The sequence below is a fragment of the Actinomycetospora sp. NBRC 106375 genome (assembly GCF_030269665.1).
GTDB lineage: Bacteria > Actinomycetota > Actinomycetes > Mycobacteriales > Pseudonocardiaceae > Actinomycetospora.
In genome coordinates this window covers 1-14,980 of the sequence record NZ_BSTS01000037.1, presented here as the reverse complement: position 1 = coordinate 14,980, position 14,980 = coordinate 1, and the positions used below count along the sequence as shown (strand labels likewise).

The following is a 14,980-nucleotide window of genomic DNA, read 5'->3' as shown; positions in this document are numbered from 1 at the left end:
CGGGCCCGGGTGCCCACGCGCCCACGCCTCGCCGAAAGGACCTCCGCCATGCCCTTCCCGTCGGACCTCGAGATCGCCCGGGCCGCTCGGCTCGAACCGCTGGACACGGTGGCCGGGACGATGGACCTCCCCCGCCACCTCCTCGAGCCGTACGGCGACGACGTCGCCAAGATCAAGCTCGACGCGATCGAGGCGCTGGCCGACCGGCCGCGGGCCAAGTACGTCGTGGTGTCGGCAGTGACGCCGACGCCGCTCGGCGAGGGCAAGACCACCACCACGGTGGGGCTGGGACAGGCGTTCTCGCACATCGGCAAGCGCGCCACGATCGCGATCCGCCAGCCCTCCATGGGGCCTACCTTCGGGATCAAGGGCGGGGCCGCGGGCGGGGGCTATTCGCAGGTCGTCCCGATGGACATCCTGAACATGCACCTCACCGGTGACTTCCACGCCGTCACCGCGGCGCACAACATGCTCTCGGCGGTCCTGGACAACCACCTCTTCCAGGGCAACGCCTCCGGGATCGACCCGCATCAGATCACCTGGCGACGGGTCATCGACGCCAACGACCGGGCGCTGCGGAACATCATCGTCGGGCTCGGCGGCCGCCTCGACGGTGTGCCCCGCCAGACGGGGTTCGACATCACCGCGGCCTCCGAGGTGATGGCGATCCTCGCCCTGTCCACCTCGCTCGCCGAGATGCGAGAGAGGCTGGGACGGATCGTCGTCGGCTACCGCCGCGACGGCACCGCGGTGACCGCAGAGGACATCCGCGGTGCTGGCGCCATGGCGGCGATCATGGTGAACGCCCTCAAACCGAACCTGATGCAGACCCTGGAGCACACCCCGGTCCTGGTCCACGCCGGCCCCTTCGGCAACATCGCCCACGGGAACTCCTCCGTGGTCGCCGACCTGATCGGCATCCGCAGCGGGGACTACCTGGTCACCGAGGCCGGGTTCGGCGCCGACATGGGCGCCGAGCGCTTCTTCAACATCAAGTGCCGGGCCTCGGGGCTCACGCCGGACGCCGCCGTCGTCGTCACCACCGTGCGCGCCCTCAAGGCGCACAGCGGCAAGCACAAGATCGTTGCCGGCAAGGCGCTGCCGCCCGCGCTGCTCGCGGAGAACCCGGACGAGGTGCACGAGGGCGGGGCGAACCTGCGCAAGCAGATCGAGAACATCCGCCTGCACGGCGTCTCCCCGGTGGTGGCAATCAACGCCTTCCCCGACGACCACCCCTCCGAGCACGCGGCGATCGCAGAGATCGCCACCGCGGCCGGCGCCCGCGCCGCGGTGTGCACCCACTTCGCCGAAGGGGGCAAGGGGGCCACCGAGCTCGCCGAGGCCGTCGCCGAGGCGGCGGACGAGCCCTCGGACTTCCACTTCCTCTACCCCGCCGAGGCCTCGCTGCGCGAGAAGATCGAGATCGTCGCCAAGCAGGTTTACGGGGCCGACGGGGTCGACATCGCGCCCGCGGCCGCCACGTCGCTCGACGTCTACGAGCGCAACGGGTTCGGTGAGCTGCCGGTCTGCATCGCGAAGACCCACCTGTCGATCTCCTCGGACGCCTCGCTCAAGGGCGCCCCGACCGGCTGGCGGATGCCGGTGCGGGAGGTGCGGGCCTCGGTCGGGGCGGGCTTCATCTACCCGCTGTGCGGCGAGATGCGCACGATGCCGGGCCTGGGGTCGAACCCGGCCGCCCACGAGATCGACATCGACGCCGCCGGCAACATCGTCAACCTCTCGTGATGACCGGCACCGACCAGGTCCGGCGCGTGGACGCGGTGGACACCGCGCCGGGAGACCTGCTGCGCACCTATCTCGCAAGGACCGACTCCGGTGCGGTCGAGCCCGAGGTGGCGTCGTTCTACGCCTCGGTCGACGCCGTGGCCGCGGTCGACCCTGAGATCGCCCGCGCGGTCATGAACGAGCTGTCCGACCAGCGATCGAACATCAAGCTGATCGCCAGCGAGAACTACTGCTCCCCCGCGGTGCAGGCGGCCCACGCGAACCTTCTGACCGACAAGTACGCCGAGGGGTATCCCGGCCACCGGTTCTACGCCGGCTGCGAGAACGTGGACGACGTCGAGTCCAGGGCGGCCGCGGCGGCCCGGGAGCTCTTCGGCGCCGAGCACGCCTACGTGCAGCCGCACTCGGGCGCGGACGCGAACCTCGTCGCGTACCTGGCGATCCTCGCCCACCGGGTCGAGGCACCGGAGCTGGCGGCCCGGGGCGAGAAGAACCCGGCCCGGCTCGGTCACGAGGACTGGGAGCAGCTCCGGCGGGCCGCGACGGGGCAGCGGCTGCTCGGCCTGGACCTGTACTCCGGCGGCCACCTGACCCACGGCTACCGGCACAACGTGTCGAGCCGGCTGTTCGACGCCCACAGCTACGGCGTCGACCCGCAGACGGGTCTGATCGACCTGGCCCACGTGCGGGCCCGGGCCCAGGAGGTCCGCCCCGCGGTCCTTCTCGCGGGCTACAGCGCCTACCCGCGGGCCATCGACTTCGCCGCCTTCCGGGAGATCGCCGACGAGGTCGGGGCGACCTTCATGGTCGACATGGCCCACTTCGCGGGCCTCGTCGCCGGCAGGGTTTTCACCGGCGACCAGAACCCCGTCCCGCACGCCCACGTCGTGACGTCGACGACGCACAAGACTCTGCGTGGACCGCGGGGCGGCCTCGTCCTGTCGACGGGGGAGTACGCCGATGCGGTGGACAAGGGATGCCCGACCGTGCTCGGCGGTCCGCTGTCCCACGTGATGGCGGCGAAGGCGGTCGCGTTCCGCGAGGCGCTCGCGCCGTCCTTCCGCACCTACGCCGCCGCCGTGGTGGACAACGCCCGTGCCCTGGCGGCCGAGCTCGGCCGCCGCGGCGGGAAGGTCCTGACCGGCGGCACCGACAACCACCTGCTCCTGCTCGACGTGTGGTCCTCCTTCGGGCTGACCGGCCGGCAGGCGGAGTCCGCGCTGCGCGACTGCGGCCTGACGGTGAACCGCAACGCGCTGCCCGGCGACACGCACGGACCCTGGTACACGTCCGGCCTGCGTCTGGGCACGCCCGCGGTCACCACCCTGGGGATGCGCCCGGACGAGATCGCCGAGATCGCCGAGCTGATCCGGCTCACCCTCGACGCGGCCGAGCCGCGTACGGCGCCCTACGGGACCGGGCGCGCTCGATACGATCTGCCCGACCACGTGCGGGACACGGTCCGGGGCCGCGCCCGTGACCTCCTCGCTCGCTTCCCGCTCTACCCCGGCATCGACCTGGGCGCGGCCCAGCGGGTGCCGGCATGACCCGCGCCGTCGCCGACCGCGGCGACACCGCGGAGCGGGCCCGCGAGTCGGTCGCCACCCACCTCGGCGTCGTCTCGCCGGACGAGCACGAGGCGTTGCGGGCGGCCATCCGGCGGCTCTCGACGATGCTGGGCCACACCCTGGTCGCGCACGTGGGGCCCGCGTTGCTGGAACTGGTCGAGCGCACGCGCACCCTCGCGGCCGGCGGCGACGAGGACCGCCAGGAGCTCGCGGCGCTGCTCGCCGGCCTCGACGAGGGCACGGCCACGGATCTCGCCAGGGCGTTCTCCTGCTACTTCCGGCTGGCGAACTGCGCCGAGCAGGTCCACCGCGCCCGCGAGCTCGCCCGCCGGCGCGAGGACGACGCCCTGCGCAGGCCCGGTCTGCCCGAGGTGCTCGCACGCGTCGTGGCCGAGGGCGGCCGTGACACCGCGGTCGAGGTGCTGCACCGGATGGAGCTGCGCCCGGTGTTCACCGCGCACCCGACCGAGTCGTCTCGCCTGTCGGTGCGCGGCATCCTGCGCGAGGTCGCCGAGGGCCTGGCCGACGGGGCCGGCGACGAGATCCTGGCCGGGCTCGTCGACGCCCTGTGGCAGACCGACGAGCTGCGACCGCACCGGCCGACCGTGGTCGACGAGGCCGCGGCCGTCAGCCGCTACCTCGAGGAGATCGGTGAGCACACGGCGCCGGCGGTGCTCGCGACGCTCACGTCCGCACTGGCGGGCGCGGGGATGCCGCTGCCGGAGACCTCGCGCCCGTTGCGTCTGGGCTGCTGGGTGGGTGGGGACGGTGACGGCCACCCAGGCGTGACTCCCGAGGTCACCGCCGAGTGCCTCGCTCTCTACGCCCGGCGTGCGATCGTCGTGCACCTGCGCGTTGTCGAGGCCCTCGGGGCGGCGCTGAGCGTCTCGACCCGGATCGTCGGGGTCTCCGACGAGCTGCGTCGTAGTCTCGCCGACGACCGCCGCGCGCTTCCCGAGATCTATCAGCACTACCTGAGGGGTAACGCTCAGGAGCCATACCGGCTCAAGTGCGGCCTGATCTTCGCGCGGCTCGAGCGGACCCGCGACCGGATCGCTGCCGGCGAGGACCACCAGCCGGGCTGCGACTACCTCGACGTCGCGGACTACCTGGCCGATCTGCAGGTGATGGACCGCTCGCTGCGCGCCCACCTGGGCGTCCGCATCGCAGACGGCCAGCTCGCCCGCGCGGTACGCTGCGCCCAGGTCCTCGGTCTCACGCTGGCCGAGCTGGACGTGCGCCGGCACAGCGACGTCCACCATCGGGCGCTGGATGCGCTCTACGGGCGGCTCGACACATGCGGGCCGTCCTACGCCGAGCTCGACCGGCCGGCACGGACAGCGCTGCTGTCCGGCGAGCTCGCCGCCGACCGTCCCCTCGCCCCCCGGCGCGGCTCGGTGCCCGAGCCCGCGCGCGCGGCACTGGCCGTCTTCGACGCCGTCGCCCGTGCCCAGCGCGTGCACGGCGGCGAGTCGGTGCGGACCTACGTGATCTCGATGTGCCGTGGTGTGGACGACGTGCTCGCCGCCGCGCTGCTCGCCCGCGAGGCGGGGCTGGTCGTGTTCGGTGACGACGAGCGCTTCGACGGGGCCTCGCTGGACCTCGTGCCGCTGCTCGAGACCGCCACCGAGCTCGCCCGTGCCGGCGACCTGCTCGACGAGCTGCTCCGCGACCCCCGCTACCGCCGGGTCGTCCGCGCCCGCGGCGACGTGCAGGAGGTGATGCTCGGCTACTCCGACTCCAACAAGGGTGTCGGCATCACGACCTCCCAGTGGGAGATCCACCGGGCGCAGCGCCGGCTGCGCGACGTCGCCGCCGCCCACGGCGTGGCGCTGCGGCTTTTCCACGGCCGCGGAGGTTCGGTGGGACGGGGCGGCGGACCGGCCGCCGAGGCCGTCGCCGCCAGCCCGTTCGGGGTCGTGGACGGCGCCATGAAGGTGACCGAACAGGGCGAGGTGGTCTCCGACAAGTACGGGTCCCCGGCCCTGGCCGCCGAGAACCTGGAGGTCATGCTCGGCGCGCTGCTCGACGCGTCGTTGCTGCACCGCCGTCCCCGCGTCGACCCCGAGATCCTCGCACAGTGGGACGCCGCCATGGACGTCGTCAGCGACGCCGCGGCCCGTGCTTACCGCGAGCTGGTCGAGACGCCCGGCCTGGAGCGGTTCTTCGCCGACGCCACCCCGGTCGCGGAGCTGTCGTTGCTCAATGTCGGCTCCCGGCCCTCGCGGCGCGACGAGGCCGAGACCGCCGGTGCGGGCGGGCCGCCTGCCCTGGCGGACCTGCGCGCCATCCCCTGGGTGTTCGGCTGGACCCAGGCGCGGATGGTCGTGCCGGGCTGGTTCGGCCTCGGCAGCGGGCTGCGGGCGGCCCGCGAGGCCGGCCTCGGCGACGTGCTCGACGAGATGCGGCAGTGGCCGTTCCTGGTCAACCTGCTCAGCAACGTCGAGATGACGCTGGCGAAGACCGATCTGCGGATCGCCGGCCACTACGTGGCGCGACTCGTCGATCCAGCACTGCACGGGATCCTCGAGACGGTCCGCGAGGAGTACGACCGCACCCGGGCCGAACTGCTGCGGCTGACCGGAGACCCCGATCTGCTCGCGGCGCATCCCGTCCTGCGCCAGACCCTCGAGATCCGCGAGGCCTACCTCGAGCCCCTACATCACCTGCAGGTCGAGCTCTTGAGCCGGCGCCGGACCACCGACACCCCAGACCCCGAGCTGCAGCGCGCGCTGCTGCTGACCGTGAACGGCATCGCGGCCGGCCTGCGCAACACCGGGTGAAGAGAGGAACAACCATGCGAGCAGGCCAGACCCATCTGTTCGTCCCCGGCCCCACCAACGTCCCGGAGCCCGTGCGCCGGGCGATGAACGTCCCGATGGAGGACCACCGCGCGCCGGACTTCCCGAACCTGACCCTGCCGCTGTTCGCAGACCTCAAGACCGTGTTCGGCAACGAGTCCGGTCGCGTGTTCCTGTTCCCGTCGTCGGGAACCGGGACGTGGGAAGCGGCGATCCAGAACACGCTCTCGCCCGGCGACCGCGTGCTCATGGCGCGCTTCGGTCAGTTCTCGCACCTGTGGGTCGACATGGCCGAGCGCCTCGGGCTCGACGTCGTCTGCTGTGACGTCGAGTGGGGCGCCGGCGTCCCCCTGGACCGGTTCGCGGTCCTCCTCGGGGAGGACCCGTCGATCAAGGCCGTCTTCGCCACCCACAACGAGACGGCCACCGGCGTCACCTCCGACGTGGCCGGTGTGCGGCGCGTGCTGGACGCCGGGGGTTCGGACGCGCTGCTGTTCGTCGACGGCGTCTCCTCGATCGGCTCGCTGCCGTTCGAGCAGGAGAAGTGGAGAGTCGACCTGGCCGTCGCCGGGTCGCAGAAGGGGTTCATGCTCCCGGCCGGGCTGGCCATGCTCGGGGTGAGCCGCAAGGCGCTCGACGTCGCCGCGGCACACACCGGGCCACGGTGCTACTTCGACTTCGCCGACATGATCCGCACCAACGATCTGGGCTACTTCCCGTACACCCCCCCGGTGCCGCTGCTGCACGGCCTGCGGGCCTCGCTGGGCCTGCTGCTCGACGAGGGTCTCGAGCAGGTGTTCGCCCGCCACCACCGCCTGGCCGAGGGGGTGCGGCGCGGAGTCGACGCGCTCGGCCTGCACCTCTGCGCCGTCGCCCCGGAGTGGTACTCCGACACCGTCTCCGCGATCCGCGTCCCCGAGGGCGTCGACGCCGCCGAGGTGTGCCGCATCGGCTACAACGCCTACCGGACCTCGTTCGGTGGCGGCCTCGGCCAGGTCGCCGGGAAGGTGTTCCGGATCGGTCATCTCGGCGACCTCAACGAGGTGTCCTGCCTTGCCGCCCTGGGGGCCGCGGAGATGTCTCTCGCCGACGCCGGCGCCCCGGTCGAGCTCGGGGCGGGCGTCGCCGCCGCCCAGAACTGGTACCGCACGGCGGCCGCGAACCTCGTCGCCGCCTGACCCGCAGCCCGATCCGAGCGTCCTCTTCGTCATCCAGGAGTCCGTATGAGCCATACCCTGTACCCACCGCGCGCCCACCGACTGCACCGCAGCGAGCTGGCCGTCCCCGGATCGAACATGGGGTTCATCGATCGCGCGGCCGAGAGCGCCGCGGACGTCGTGTTCCTCGACCTCGAGGACGCCGTCGCGCCCCCCGAGAAGGAGCAGGCGCGCAAGAACGTCATCGCGGCCCTCAACGAGATCGACTGGGCCGCGAAGGGCAAGACCGTCTCGGTCCGGATCAACGGCCTCGACACCGAGTACTGCTACCGCGACGTCGTGGACGTCATGGAGCAGGCCGGCGACCGCGTGCACACCCTGCTCGTGCCGAAGGTCGGGGTCCCGGCCGACCTGTACCTGGTCGAGGCGCTGGTCACCCAGATCGAGAAGGCCCGCGGGTTCGAGACCCGGGTCGGGCTGGAAGCGCTGATCGAGACCGCGCTGGGCATGGCCAACGTGGAGGGCGTGGCCGCCCGCGGAGGGCGCCTCGAAGCGCTGCACTTCGGCGTCGCGGACTACGCCGCGAGCAACCGCGCCCGCACCGTGAGCATCGGCGGGCTGAACCCCGACTATCCCGGCGACCAGTGGCACGCGGCGCTGACCCGCATGATCGTGGCCTGCCGGGCCTACGGCCTGCGGGCGATCGACGGGCCGTTCGGGGACTACTCCGACCCGGACGGCTACCGGGCCGGCGCGCGGCGAGCCGCGGCGCTGGGCGCAGAGGGGAAGTGGGCGATCCACCCGAGCCAGATCGAGCCGGCGAACGAGGTGTTCAGCCCGCCCGCCGCGGAGGTCGACCGGGCCCGCCGCATCATCGCCGCGCTGCGCGAGGCCGAGGCGCAGGGCAAGGGCGCGGCCTCGGTCGACGGGAAGATGATCGACGCCGCTTCGGAGCGGATGGCGGAGACCGTCATCGCCCTCGACGACGCCATCCGCGCCGCGGGACGGGGATGACCCGTGGACATCCACGAGTACCAGGCCAAGGAGATCCTCGCCCGCTACGGCGTCCCCGTGCCCCGGGGCGGGCTCGCCTACAGCCCGGAGCAGGCGTCCTACCGGTCCACCGAGATCGGCGGGTCGGCCTGGGTCGTGAAGGCCCAGGTGCACTCCGGCGGGCGCGGGGAGGCGGGCGGGGTGAGCCTGTGCCGCTCGGACACCGAGGTGCTCCGGGCGGCCGACGGGCTGTTCGGCAAGCGCCTGGTCACCAGGCAGGCCCCGGGCGGGAAGCTCGTCTACCGGGTCTACGTCGAAGAGGCGAGTGACATCACGCGCGAGCTCTACCTCGGGATCGTCCTTGACCGGGCCTCCGAGACGATCCTCCTGATCGCCACGAGCGACGGCGGCGTGGAGATCGAGGAGCTCGCGGCGCGTGCCCCGGAGGCGATCGTGCGGTCCGTGGTCGAGCCCGCCGTCGGGGTCACCGACTTCCAGGCCCGCGAGATCGCGTTCGGGATCGGCCTGGAGCCCAGCCAGATCTCCGAGGCCTGCCGGGTGATCCGCCGGGCCTATCAGGCCTTCGTCGACCTCGACGCGACCATGCTCGAGATCAATCCGCTCGTCGTGACGGGGGAGGGCGGGCTCGTCGCCGTCGACGCCAAGGTGTCGTTCGACGACAACGCGCTCTTCCGGCATCCCGAGGTCGCCGAGCTGCGGGACCGCAGCCAGGAGGACGCCCGCGAGGCCCACGCCGAGGACCGCGGGCTGGCCTACGTCGGGCTCGACGGCGACATCGGCTGCATGATCAACGGCGCCGGACTGGCAATGGCCACGATGGACATGATCAAGCTTGCGGGCGGGGAGCCGGCGAACTTCCTCGACATCGGGGGCGGCGCGTCGCCCGAGCGTGTCCTCAAGGCGTTCCGTGCCGTCCTGCACGACGAGAACGTCCGCGCCATGTTGGTGAACATCTTCGCCGGCATCAACCGGTGCGACTGGGTGGCCGAGGGGATCGTCGCCGCCTACCGGAACCTGTCGGTCTCCATTCCCGTCGTCGTCCGGCTCGCCGGGACCCACGTGGACGAGGGACGCCGGATCCTCGCGGACTCGGGGCTGCCGATCCGCTCGGCCGACTCGCTCGCCGAAGCGGCGCACCTCGCCGTCGACGCCGCCCGCGGCGCCGGCGTCCCGACCTGAGACCACTGAGGAGACCACTGATGGCCATCCTGATCACCGAGAACTCGCGCGTCCTGGTCCAGGGACTCACCGGCCGGATCGGCCGCTTCCACGCCCAGGAGATGATCGACTACGGCACCACCGTCGTCGGTGGGGTGACGCCGGGGCGCGGCGGCACCCGCCTGCTCGGCCTGCCGGTCTTCGATACGGTCAAGGAAGCGGTGGCCCGCACCGCCGCCGACGTGTCGATCGTCTTCGTGCCCCCGCCGTTCGCCGCCGACGCGATCATGGAGGCGGCTGACGCCGGCATCGGGTACTGCGTGTGCATCACCGACGGCATCCCGACGCTCGACATGATGCGCGTCAAGCGGTACATGCGCCGGTACCGGGCGGAGAGCCGCATGGTCCTCACCGGACCGAACTGCGCCGGCACGATCTCCCCGGGCATGGCGATGGCGGGCATCATGCCCGGCCACATCTACACGCCGGGCCGTGTCGGCATCATCGGGCGGTCGGGGACGTTGGGCTACGAGGCCGCCGCGCAGCTCGGTGCGCTCGGCATCGGGGTGTCCACCTCGGTCGGCATCGGCGGCGACCCGATCAACGGATCGTCGTTCCGGGACCATCTCATGCGGTTCGAGGAGGATCCCGACACCGACGCTGTGATCATGATCGGTGAGATCGGGGGGCCGCAGGAGGCGGACGCCGCCACCTACGTGCGCCAGCGGATGACCAAGCCCGTCGTGGCCTACGTGGCCGGGCTCTCGGCGCCGCCCGGGCGCCGGATGGGTCATGCCGGCGCGATCGTCTCGGCCGTCGGTGAGTCCGCCCAGGAGAAGGTGGAGCTGCTGCAGCGGGCGGGGATCACCACCGTGCCCGACCCGGCGAGCATGGGCGAGACGGTCGCCGCGGTGCTGCGCAAGCGGGGCGCTCCGGCGGTGCCGGCGTGACCGCGGAGAGCCTCCGGGTCGTGGTGACCCGCCGGTGGCCCGAGGAGGTGCAGGCCGAGCTGCGGGCGCGCTTCCCCGCCGTCGAGCTCAACTCCGACGACACCCCGTACGGCACCGAGCGCCTGCGGGCCGCGCTGCGCGAGGCCGACGTCGTCCTGCCGACCGTCTCGGACCGGCTGCCGGCCGAGCTCTTCGAAGGGGACCTGCGCACCCGGTTCGTCGGCAATTTCGGCGTCGGCTACAACCACATCGACGTCGACGCCGCGGGCCGCGCCGGGGTGGTGGTCACCAACACCCCCGGCGTGCTCACCGACGCGACCGCCGATACGGCGATGACCCTGATGCTCATGGTCGCCCGCCGGGCGGGCGAGGGGGAGCGCGAGGTGCGCGCCGGTCGCTGGACCGGCTGGCGGCCCACCCACCTGATGGGCAGCGAGGTCACCGGGCGGACCCTCGGGGTCCTCGGCATGGGCCGGATCGGCGCGGCCGTGGCCCGGCGGGCACATCATGGTTTCGGCATGCCGGTCGTCTACTTCGACCCGCAGGAGCCCGACGCTGCCACGGTCGGCGTCCCCGACGCCCGCCGCGTCGAGACCGTCGAGGAGGTTCTCGAGGCGAGCGACTTCGTCACGCTGCACATGCCCGGCGGCGCGGACAACACCCGGCTGATCGACGAGGCCCGCCTGGCCCGGATGCGGCCGGGGGCGTTCCTGATCAACACTGCCCGCGGCGACGTGGTCGACACTGCGGCGCTGATCGCCGCGCTGGAGAAGGGCACGATCGCCGGTGCCGGGCTCGACGTCTACGACGGCGAGCCGGACGTGCCCGCGGCGCTTCGGGAGCTGCCCAATGCGGTCCTGCTCCCGCACCTGGGGAGCGCGACCCGGCCCACCCGGGTCGCGATGGGGATGTTGGTGCTGGAGAACCTGACGGCGTTCCTCGACGGCCGGCCCCCGCCGTGCCGGGTGGCGTGAACACGCACGGGGACACCGCGGTGGCCGTGCCCGCCGAAACCCTCCTGCGCCGGATGTTCACCGCGGCGGTCACTGCGGCCGATCCCGGGCCCCGCGTTCCGGAGGTCCTGGGCACGTCGTACTGGGACGGCACGCCCACGCTCGTGCTGGGCGCCGGGAAGGCCGCCGCCCGGATGGCCCGCTCGGTCGAGCTCGCACACCGGGCCGCGGGCGGGCACGGCACCCTGCGGGGAGCGGTGGTCACCCGCTACGGGCACCGGGTGGCCTGCGGGCGCATCGAGGTCCACGAGGCCGCGCACCCGGTATCCGACGGCGCCGGGGTGCGGGCGACGCGGCGGCTCCTGGACCTCGCCCGGGCCGCGGGCCCGGGGGAGCGGGTGCTCGGTCTGGTCTCCGGGGGCGCGTCGGCGCTGCTGGCGGCACCTGCCCCCGGCCTGACGCTGGAGGACGAACAGGCGGTCGCCGCGGGCCTCCTGGCCAGCGGTGCCCCGATCGACGAGATCAACCTCGTCCGGCGGCACCTCTCGGAGGCCAGGAACGGCGGGCTGGCCCGGGCGTGCGCCCCCGCCCCTGCCCGCGTGCTGCTGATCTCCGATGTCCCCGGCGACGACCCCGCGACGATCGGCTCCGGACCGTTCCTCGCCGGCGGCACCACGCGCGCCGACGCGGCGGCGGTCCTGGCGCGGCGCGGCATCACGGTGCCCTCCGCGGTCGACCGGCACCTGGCGGAGTCGATGCCGGCCGGAGGTCGGGCCGGGGAGCGGACGTCCGGATGCGCCCCGGACGTGCGGCACGAGGTCATCGCGGCCCCGCGCCGGTCCCTCGAGGCCGCCGCCGAGATCGCACGGGCCGCCGGCGTGACCCCCGTGATCCTGGGCGACGCGTGGGAGGGAGAGTCCCGGGAGGTCGGGCGGGTGCTCGCCGGGATCGCCGCCGAGATCCGCCGGCACGGCCGCCCCGCGACCCCGCCGTGCGTGCTGCTCACCGGCGGCGAGACCACCGTGACCCTGCGCGGACGGGGCGTCGGCGGCCCGAACGTCGAGCTGCTGCTCGCGTTCGCGCTCGCCGCGCCGCGGGAGCGCGTCTGGGCCGTGGCGGGGGACACCGACGGCGTGGACGGGGCCGCCGAGGTCGCCGGGGCGGTCGTCACGCCGGACACGCTGGCGCGCGCCGAGCACCTCGGTCTGGACGCGCGGGCCGCGCTGTCGGACAACGACGGGCACGCGTTCTTCGCCGCGCTCGGGGACCAGGTCCTCACCGGCCCGACGCTGACCAACGTCAACGACTTTCGTGCGGTACTGGTCAGCTGAGGAGCCGCTCCGTGTACTGTCACTCAAAATCTAACGTTAACGTAAGGAGATGGCATGGCGGAGACGCTCGTGATCACTGATGCGTCCCTGGCTGCGCCCGGCGACCCGGGCGGGCCGCCGGGCCCTCGAGCCCTGGCCCTGCGCGGGGACACGATCGCGTGGACCGGCTCGCTCGACGACCTCCCGGCCGAGTTCGCCGACGGACCGTCCTGGTCGGCGGGCGGACGTCTGGTCACCCCCGGGTTGGTCGACTGCCACACCCACCTGCTCTTCGGCGGCGACCGCCGCGCCGAGTACGCCGCCCGCGCGGCCGGCGCGACCACCTACCGGGACCAGCTCGCTGGCGCCGACACCGGGATCCGGGCGACCGTCGCCACGACGGCGGCGACCGACGACGAGGCGCTCCTCGAGGCGGCCGAGCGCCGCGCTCGCTGGCTGATGCGCAGCGGCGTCACGACCCTCGAGGTGAAGACCGGCTACGGGCTGGAGCCTCAGGCCGAGCTGCGGCTGCTGCGGCTCGCCCACCGTCTGCGCGAGCGCCTCCCCGTCCGCGTGCGCATCACGCTGCTCGCCGGGCACGTCTATCCCACCGGGGTCGACAGGGACGACGACGAGGAGACCGCGGACTGGGCCGTTCGGCTGTGTGAGGAGCTGCTGCCGGCGGCGCAGGAGATCGGGGTGGACGCGGTCGAGGTCTACCTCGAGGACGACGGCGGGCTCACCCTCGACGACGCGAGCACGATCCTCGAGACCGCCTACAAGAAGAAGACCCCGACCCGTCTGCAGACCGACCACCTCAGCGACAGCGCGGGCGCGTCGCTCGCGACCGCCTTTTACGCCAAGGCCGTCGCCCACCTCAACTTCCCCGACGAGGCGGCGATCGGTGCGATGGCCGCCGCAGGGACGACCGCGGTGCTGCTGCCGGGCTCGGTGCTGGAGCTGGGAGAGAAGGACCGGCCGGCGGTCGCGGCGCTGCGCGCCGCCGGTGTACCGATGGCGGTGGCGACCGGGTTGAACCCCGGGACGTCCCCGCTGGCGAGCCTGACGCTCGCAGCGCATCTGGCGGTGACGGTGTTGGGCCTGTCCCCGGGCGAGGCGCTCGCCGGGATCACCGTGCACGCCGCCGCCGCGCTCGGCCTCACGGACGGCACCGGGACCCTGCGGCCCGGTACGCCCGCCGACATCTCGGTGTGGGACGCCGAGCATCCCGAGGAGATCGTCTACTGGGCCGGGGCGTCGCTGGTGCATGCCGTCTGGTCGGGCGGCCGGCAGGTGGAGGGGACGCCATGAGCTCGTTGCGCGACATGACCGTCGAGCAGTACCTGGCGGCCGTGGCGTCGGACGCGCCCTCGCCGGGCGGCGGCGCGGTGGCAGCGCTCGTCGTCGCCCAGGCCGGAGCACTCGCGGCGATGGCCGGGCGCTTCAGCGCCGGCCGCGAGGGTTCGGACATCCCGGCGATGATCGAGCTCGTCGCCGCGGCTGACCGGCTGCGTGAGTTCGGCGGGGTGCTGTCCGACGCCGACGCGGCGGCGTTCGAGGACTACCGCCGCGCCGTCCGCCTCCCGCGCGAGCCCGACGGACAGGCGCGGGCAGAGGCCATCCGCGAGGCGACCTCGACCGCGGCCGACGTCCCGCTGCAGACCGCGGAGGCGGCCGCCGAGGTCGGCCGGCTCGCTGTGGTTCTGGTCGAGGAGGGCAACCGCCACCTGCGCGGCGACGCCGCGGCGGCGGCCCTGCTGGCGTCCGCCGCGGCGACGACGGCGGCGCTGATGGTGGTCGAGAACCTCGCCAAGCGTCCGGAGGACCCCCGCACGGACACGGCGCGTGACGTCGCCGAGGCCGCGCGGGCCAGCGCGCAACGAGCCCTCGCGCAGTTCCCGGCCATGACGGTGGAGGCCGGTTCGTGACCGCGAGGATCGAGCTCCCGCCGCGCTCGGAGCTCCTCGACGGCCGGGCCGCGGCCAAGGAGCTCAAGGACGACGTCCGCCGCGAGCTCGAGGCGCTCCGGGACGCGGGCGGCGGTTGCGGGCTCGCCACCGTCATGGTGGGCGACGACTACGCGGCGACCGCCTACGAGCGGCGGCTGCGCCACCTCGCGAGCGACCTCGCGATCGGCTACCGACACTACTGGTTGGCGCCCGGCGCCGAGGCCGATGAGGTGGCGCGCGTGGTGCGGCAGCTCAACGCCGATCCGGGTGTGCACGGGATCCTCCTGCTGCGCCCGTTCCCCGCCGACATCCCCGAGCCGGTCCTGTTCTCGGTGCTCGACCCGCACAAGGACATCGAGGCGGTGCACCCCGAG

The 14,980-nt window shown here is 73.4% G+C and carries 12 protein-coding genes; all 12 read left to right on the top strand.

Annotation, left to right across the window (positions count from 1 at the left end; genetic code table 11):
- Nucleotides 1-48: 48 nt before the first annotated feature.
- Nucleotides 49-1,746 (top strand): formate--tetrahydrofolate ligase, encoded by a 1,698-nt coding sequence (locus tag QSK03_RS31590; RefSeq protein WP_285659646.1) that lies wholly within the window; start codon nt 49-51, stop codon nt 1,744-1,746.
- On the top strand, nt 1,746-3,293 hold the full coding sequence (locus QSK03_RS31585; RefSeq protein ID WP_285659644.1) for a glycine hydroxymethyltransferase: 1,548 nt from the start codon (nt 1,746-1,748) through the stop codon (nt 3,291-3,293). Before QSK03_RS31590 ends, QSK03_RS31585 begins: the two co-directional genes overlap by 1 nt.
- Nucleotides 3,290-6,097 carry a phosphoenolpyruvate carboxylase gene (gene ppc / locus QSK03_RS31580; RefSeq protein ID WP_285659642.1) on the top strand — a complete coding sequence of 936 codons (2,808 nt, stop codon included), beginning with the start codon at nt 3,290-3,292 and terminating at the stop codon, nt 6,095-6,097. Before QSK03_RS31585 ends, ppc begins: the two co-directional genes overlap by 4 nt.
- A 14-nt stretch (nt 6,098-6,111) precedes the next feature.
- A complete protein-coding gene (locus QSK03_RS31575) occupies nt 6,112-7,293 on the top strand; it encodes an aminotransferase class V-fold PLP-dependent enzyme (protein ID WP_285659641.1) in 1,182 nt (393 codons plus the stop codon).
- Nucleotides 7,294-7,338: 45 nt separating this feature from the next.
- On the top strand, nt 7,339-8,286 hold the full coding sequence (locus QSK03_RS31570) for an HpcH/HpaI aldolase/citrate lyase family protein (RefSeq protein ID WP_285659639.1): 948 nt from the start codon (nt 7,339-7,341) through the stop codon (nt 8,284-8,286).
- Between the two features lie 3 nt (nt 8,287-8,289).
- Complete coding sequence (locus tag QSK03_RS31565; protein WP_285659638.1) at nt 8,290-9,465, top strand: malate--CoA ligase subunit beta; 1,176 nt, start codon at nt 8,290-8,292, stop codon at nt 9,463-9,465.
- A gap of 20 nt (nt 9,466-9,485) precedes the next feature.
- Nucleotides 9,486-10,394 carry a succinate--CoA ligase subunit alpha gene (sucD, locus tag QSK03_RS31560; RefSeq protein WP_285659636.1) on the top strand — a complete coding sequence of 303 codons (909 nt, stop codon included), beginning with the start codon at nt 9,486-9,488 and terminating at the stop codon, nt 10,392-10,394.
- The gene (locus QSK03_RS31555; RefSeq protein WP_285659635.1) at nt 10,391-11,368 is read left to right on the top strand and encodes a 2-hydroxyacid dehydrogenase; all 978 of its coding nucleotides are present in this window, start codon (nt 10,391-10,393) and stop codon (nt 11,366-11,368) included. The genes sucD and QSK03_RS31555 overlap by 4 nt, the downstream gene beginning before the upstream one ends.
- The gene (locus QSK03_RS31550; protein ID WP_285659633.1) at nt 11,365-12,678 is read left to right on the top strand and encodes a glycerate kinase type-2 family protein; all 1,314 of its coding nucleotides are present in this window, start codon (nt 11,365-11,367) and stop codon (nt 12,676-12,678) included. The genes QSK03_RS31555 and QSK03_RS31550 overlap by 4 nt, the downstream gene beginning before the upstream one ends.
- Before the next feature lie 54 nt (nt 12,679-12,732).
- Nucleotides 12,733-13,968, top strand: coding sequence for an imidazolonepropionase (hutI, locus tag QSK03_RS31545; protein WP_285659631.1), 1,236 nt, complete (start codon nt 12,733-12,735; stop codon nt 13,966-13,968).
- The gene (locus QSK03_RS31540; RefSeq protein ID WP_285659630.1) at nt 13,965-14,585 is read left to right on the top strand and encodes a cyclodeaminase/cyclohydrolase family protein; all 621 of its coding nucleotides are present in this window, start codon (nt 13,965-13,967) and stop codon (nt 14,583-14,585) included. Before hutI ends, QSK03_RS31540 begins: the two co-directional genes overlap by 4 nt.
- The coding region (locus QSK03_RS31535) for a tetrahydrofolate dehydrogenase/cyclohydrolase catalytic domain-containing protein (RefSeq protein ID WP_285659628.1) at nt 14,582-14,980 on the top strand (399 nt) is incomplete at its 3' end. The genes QSK03_RS31540 and QSK03_RS31535, both read left to right, overlap by 4 nt.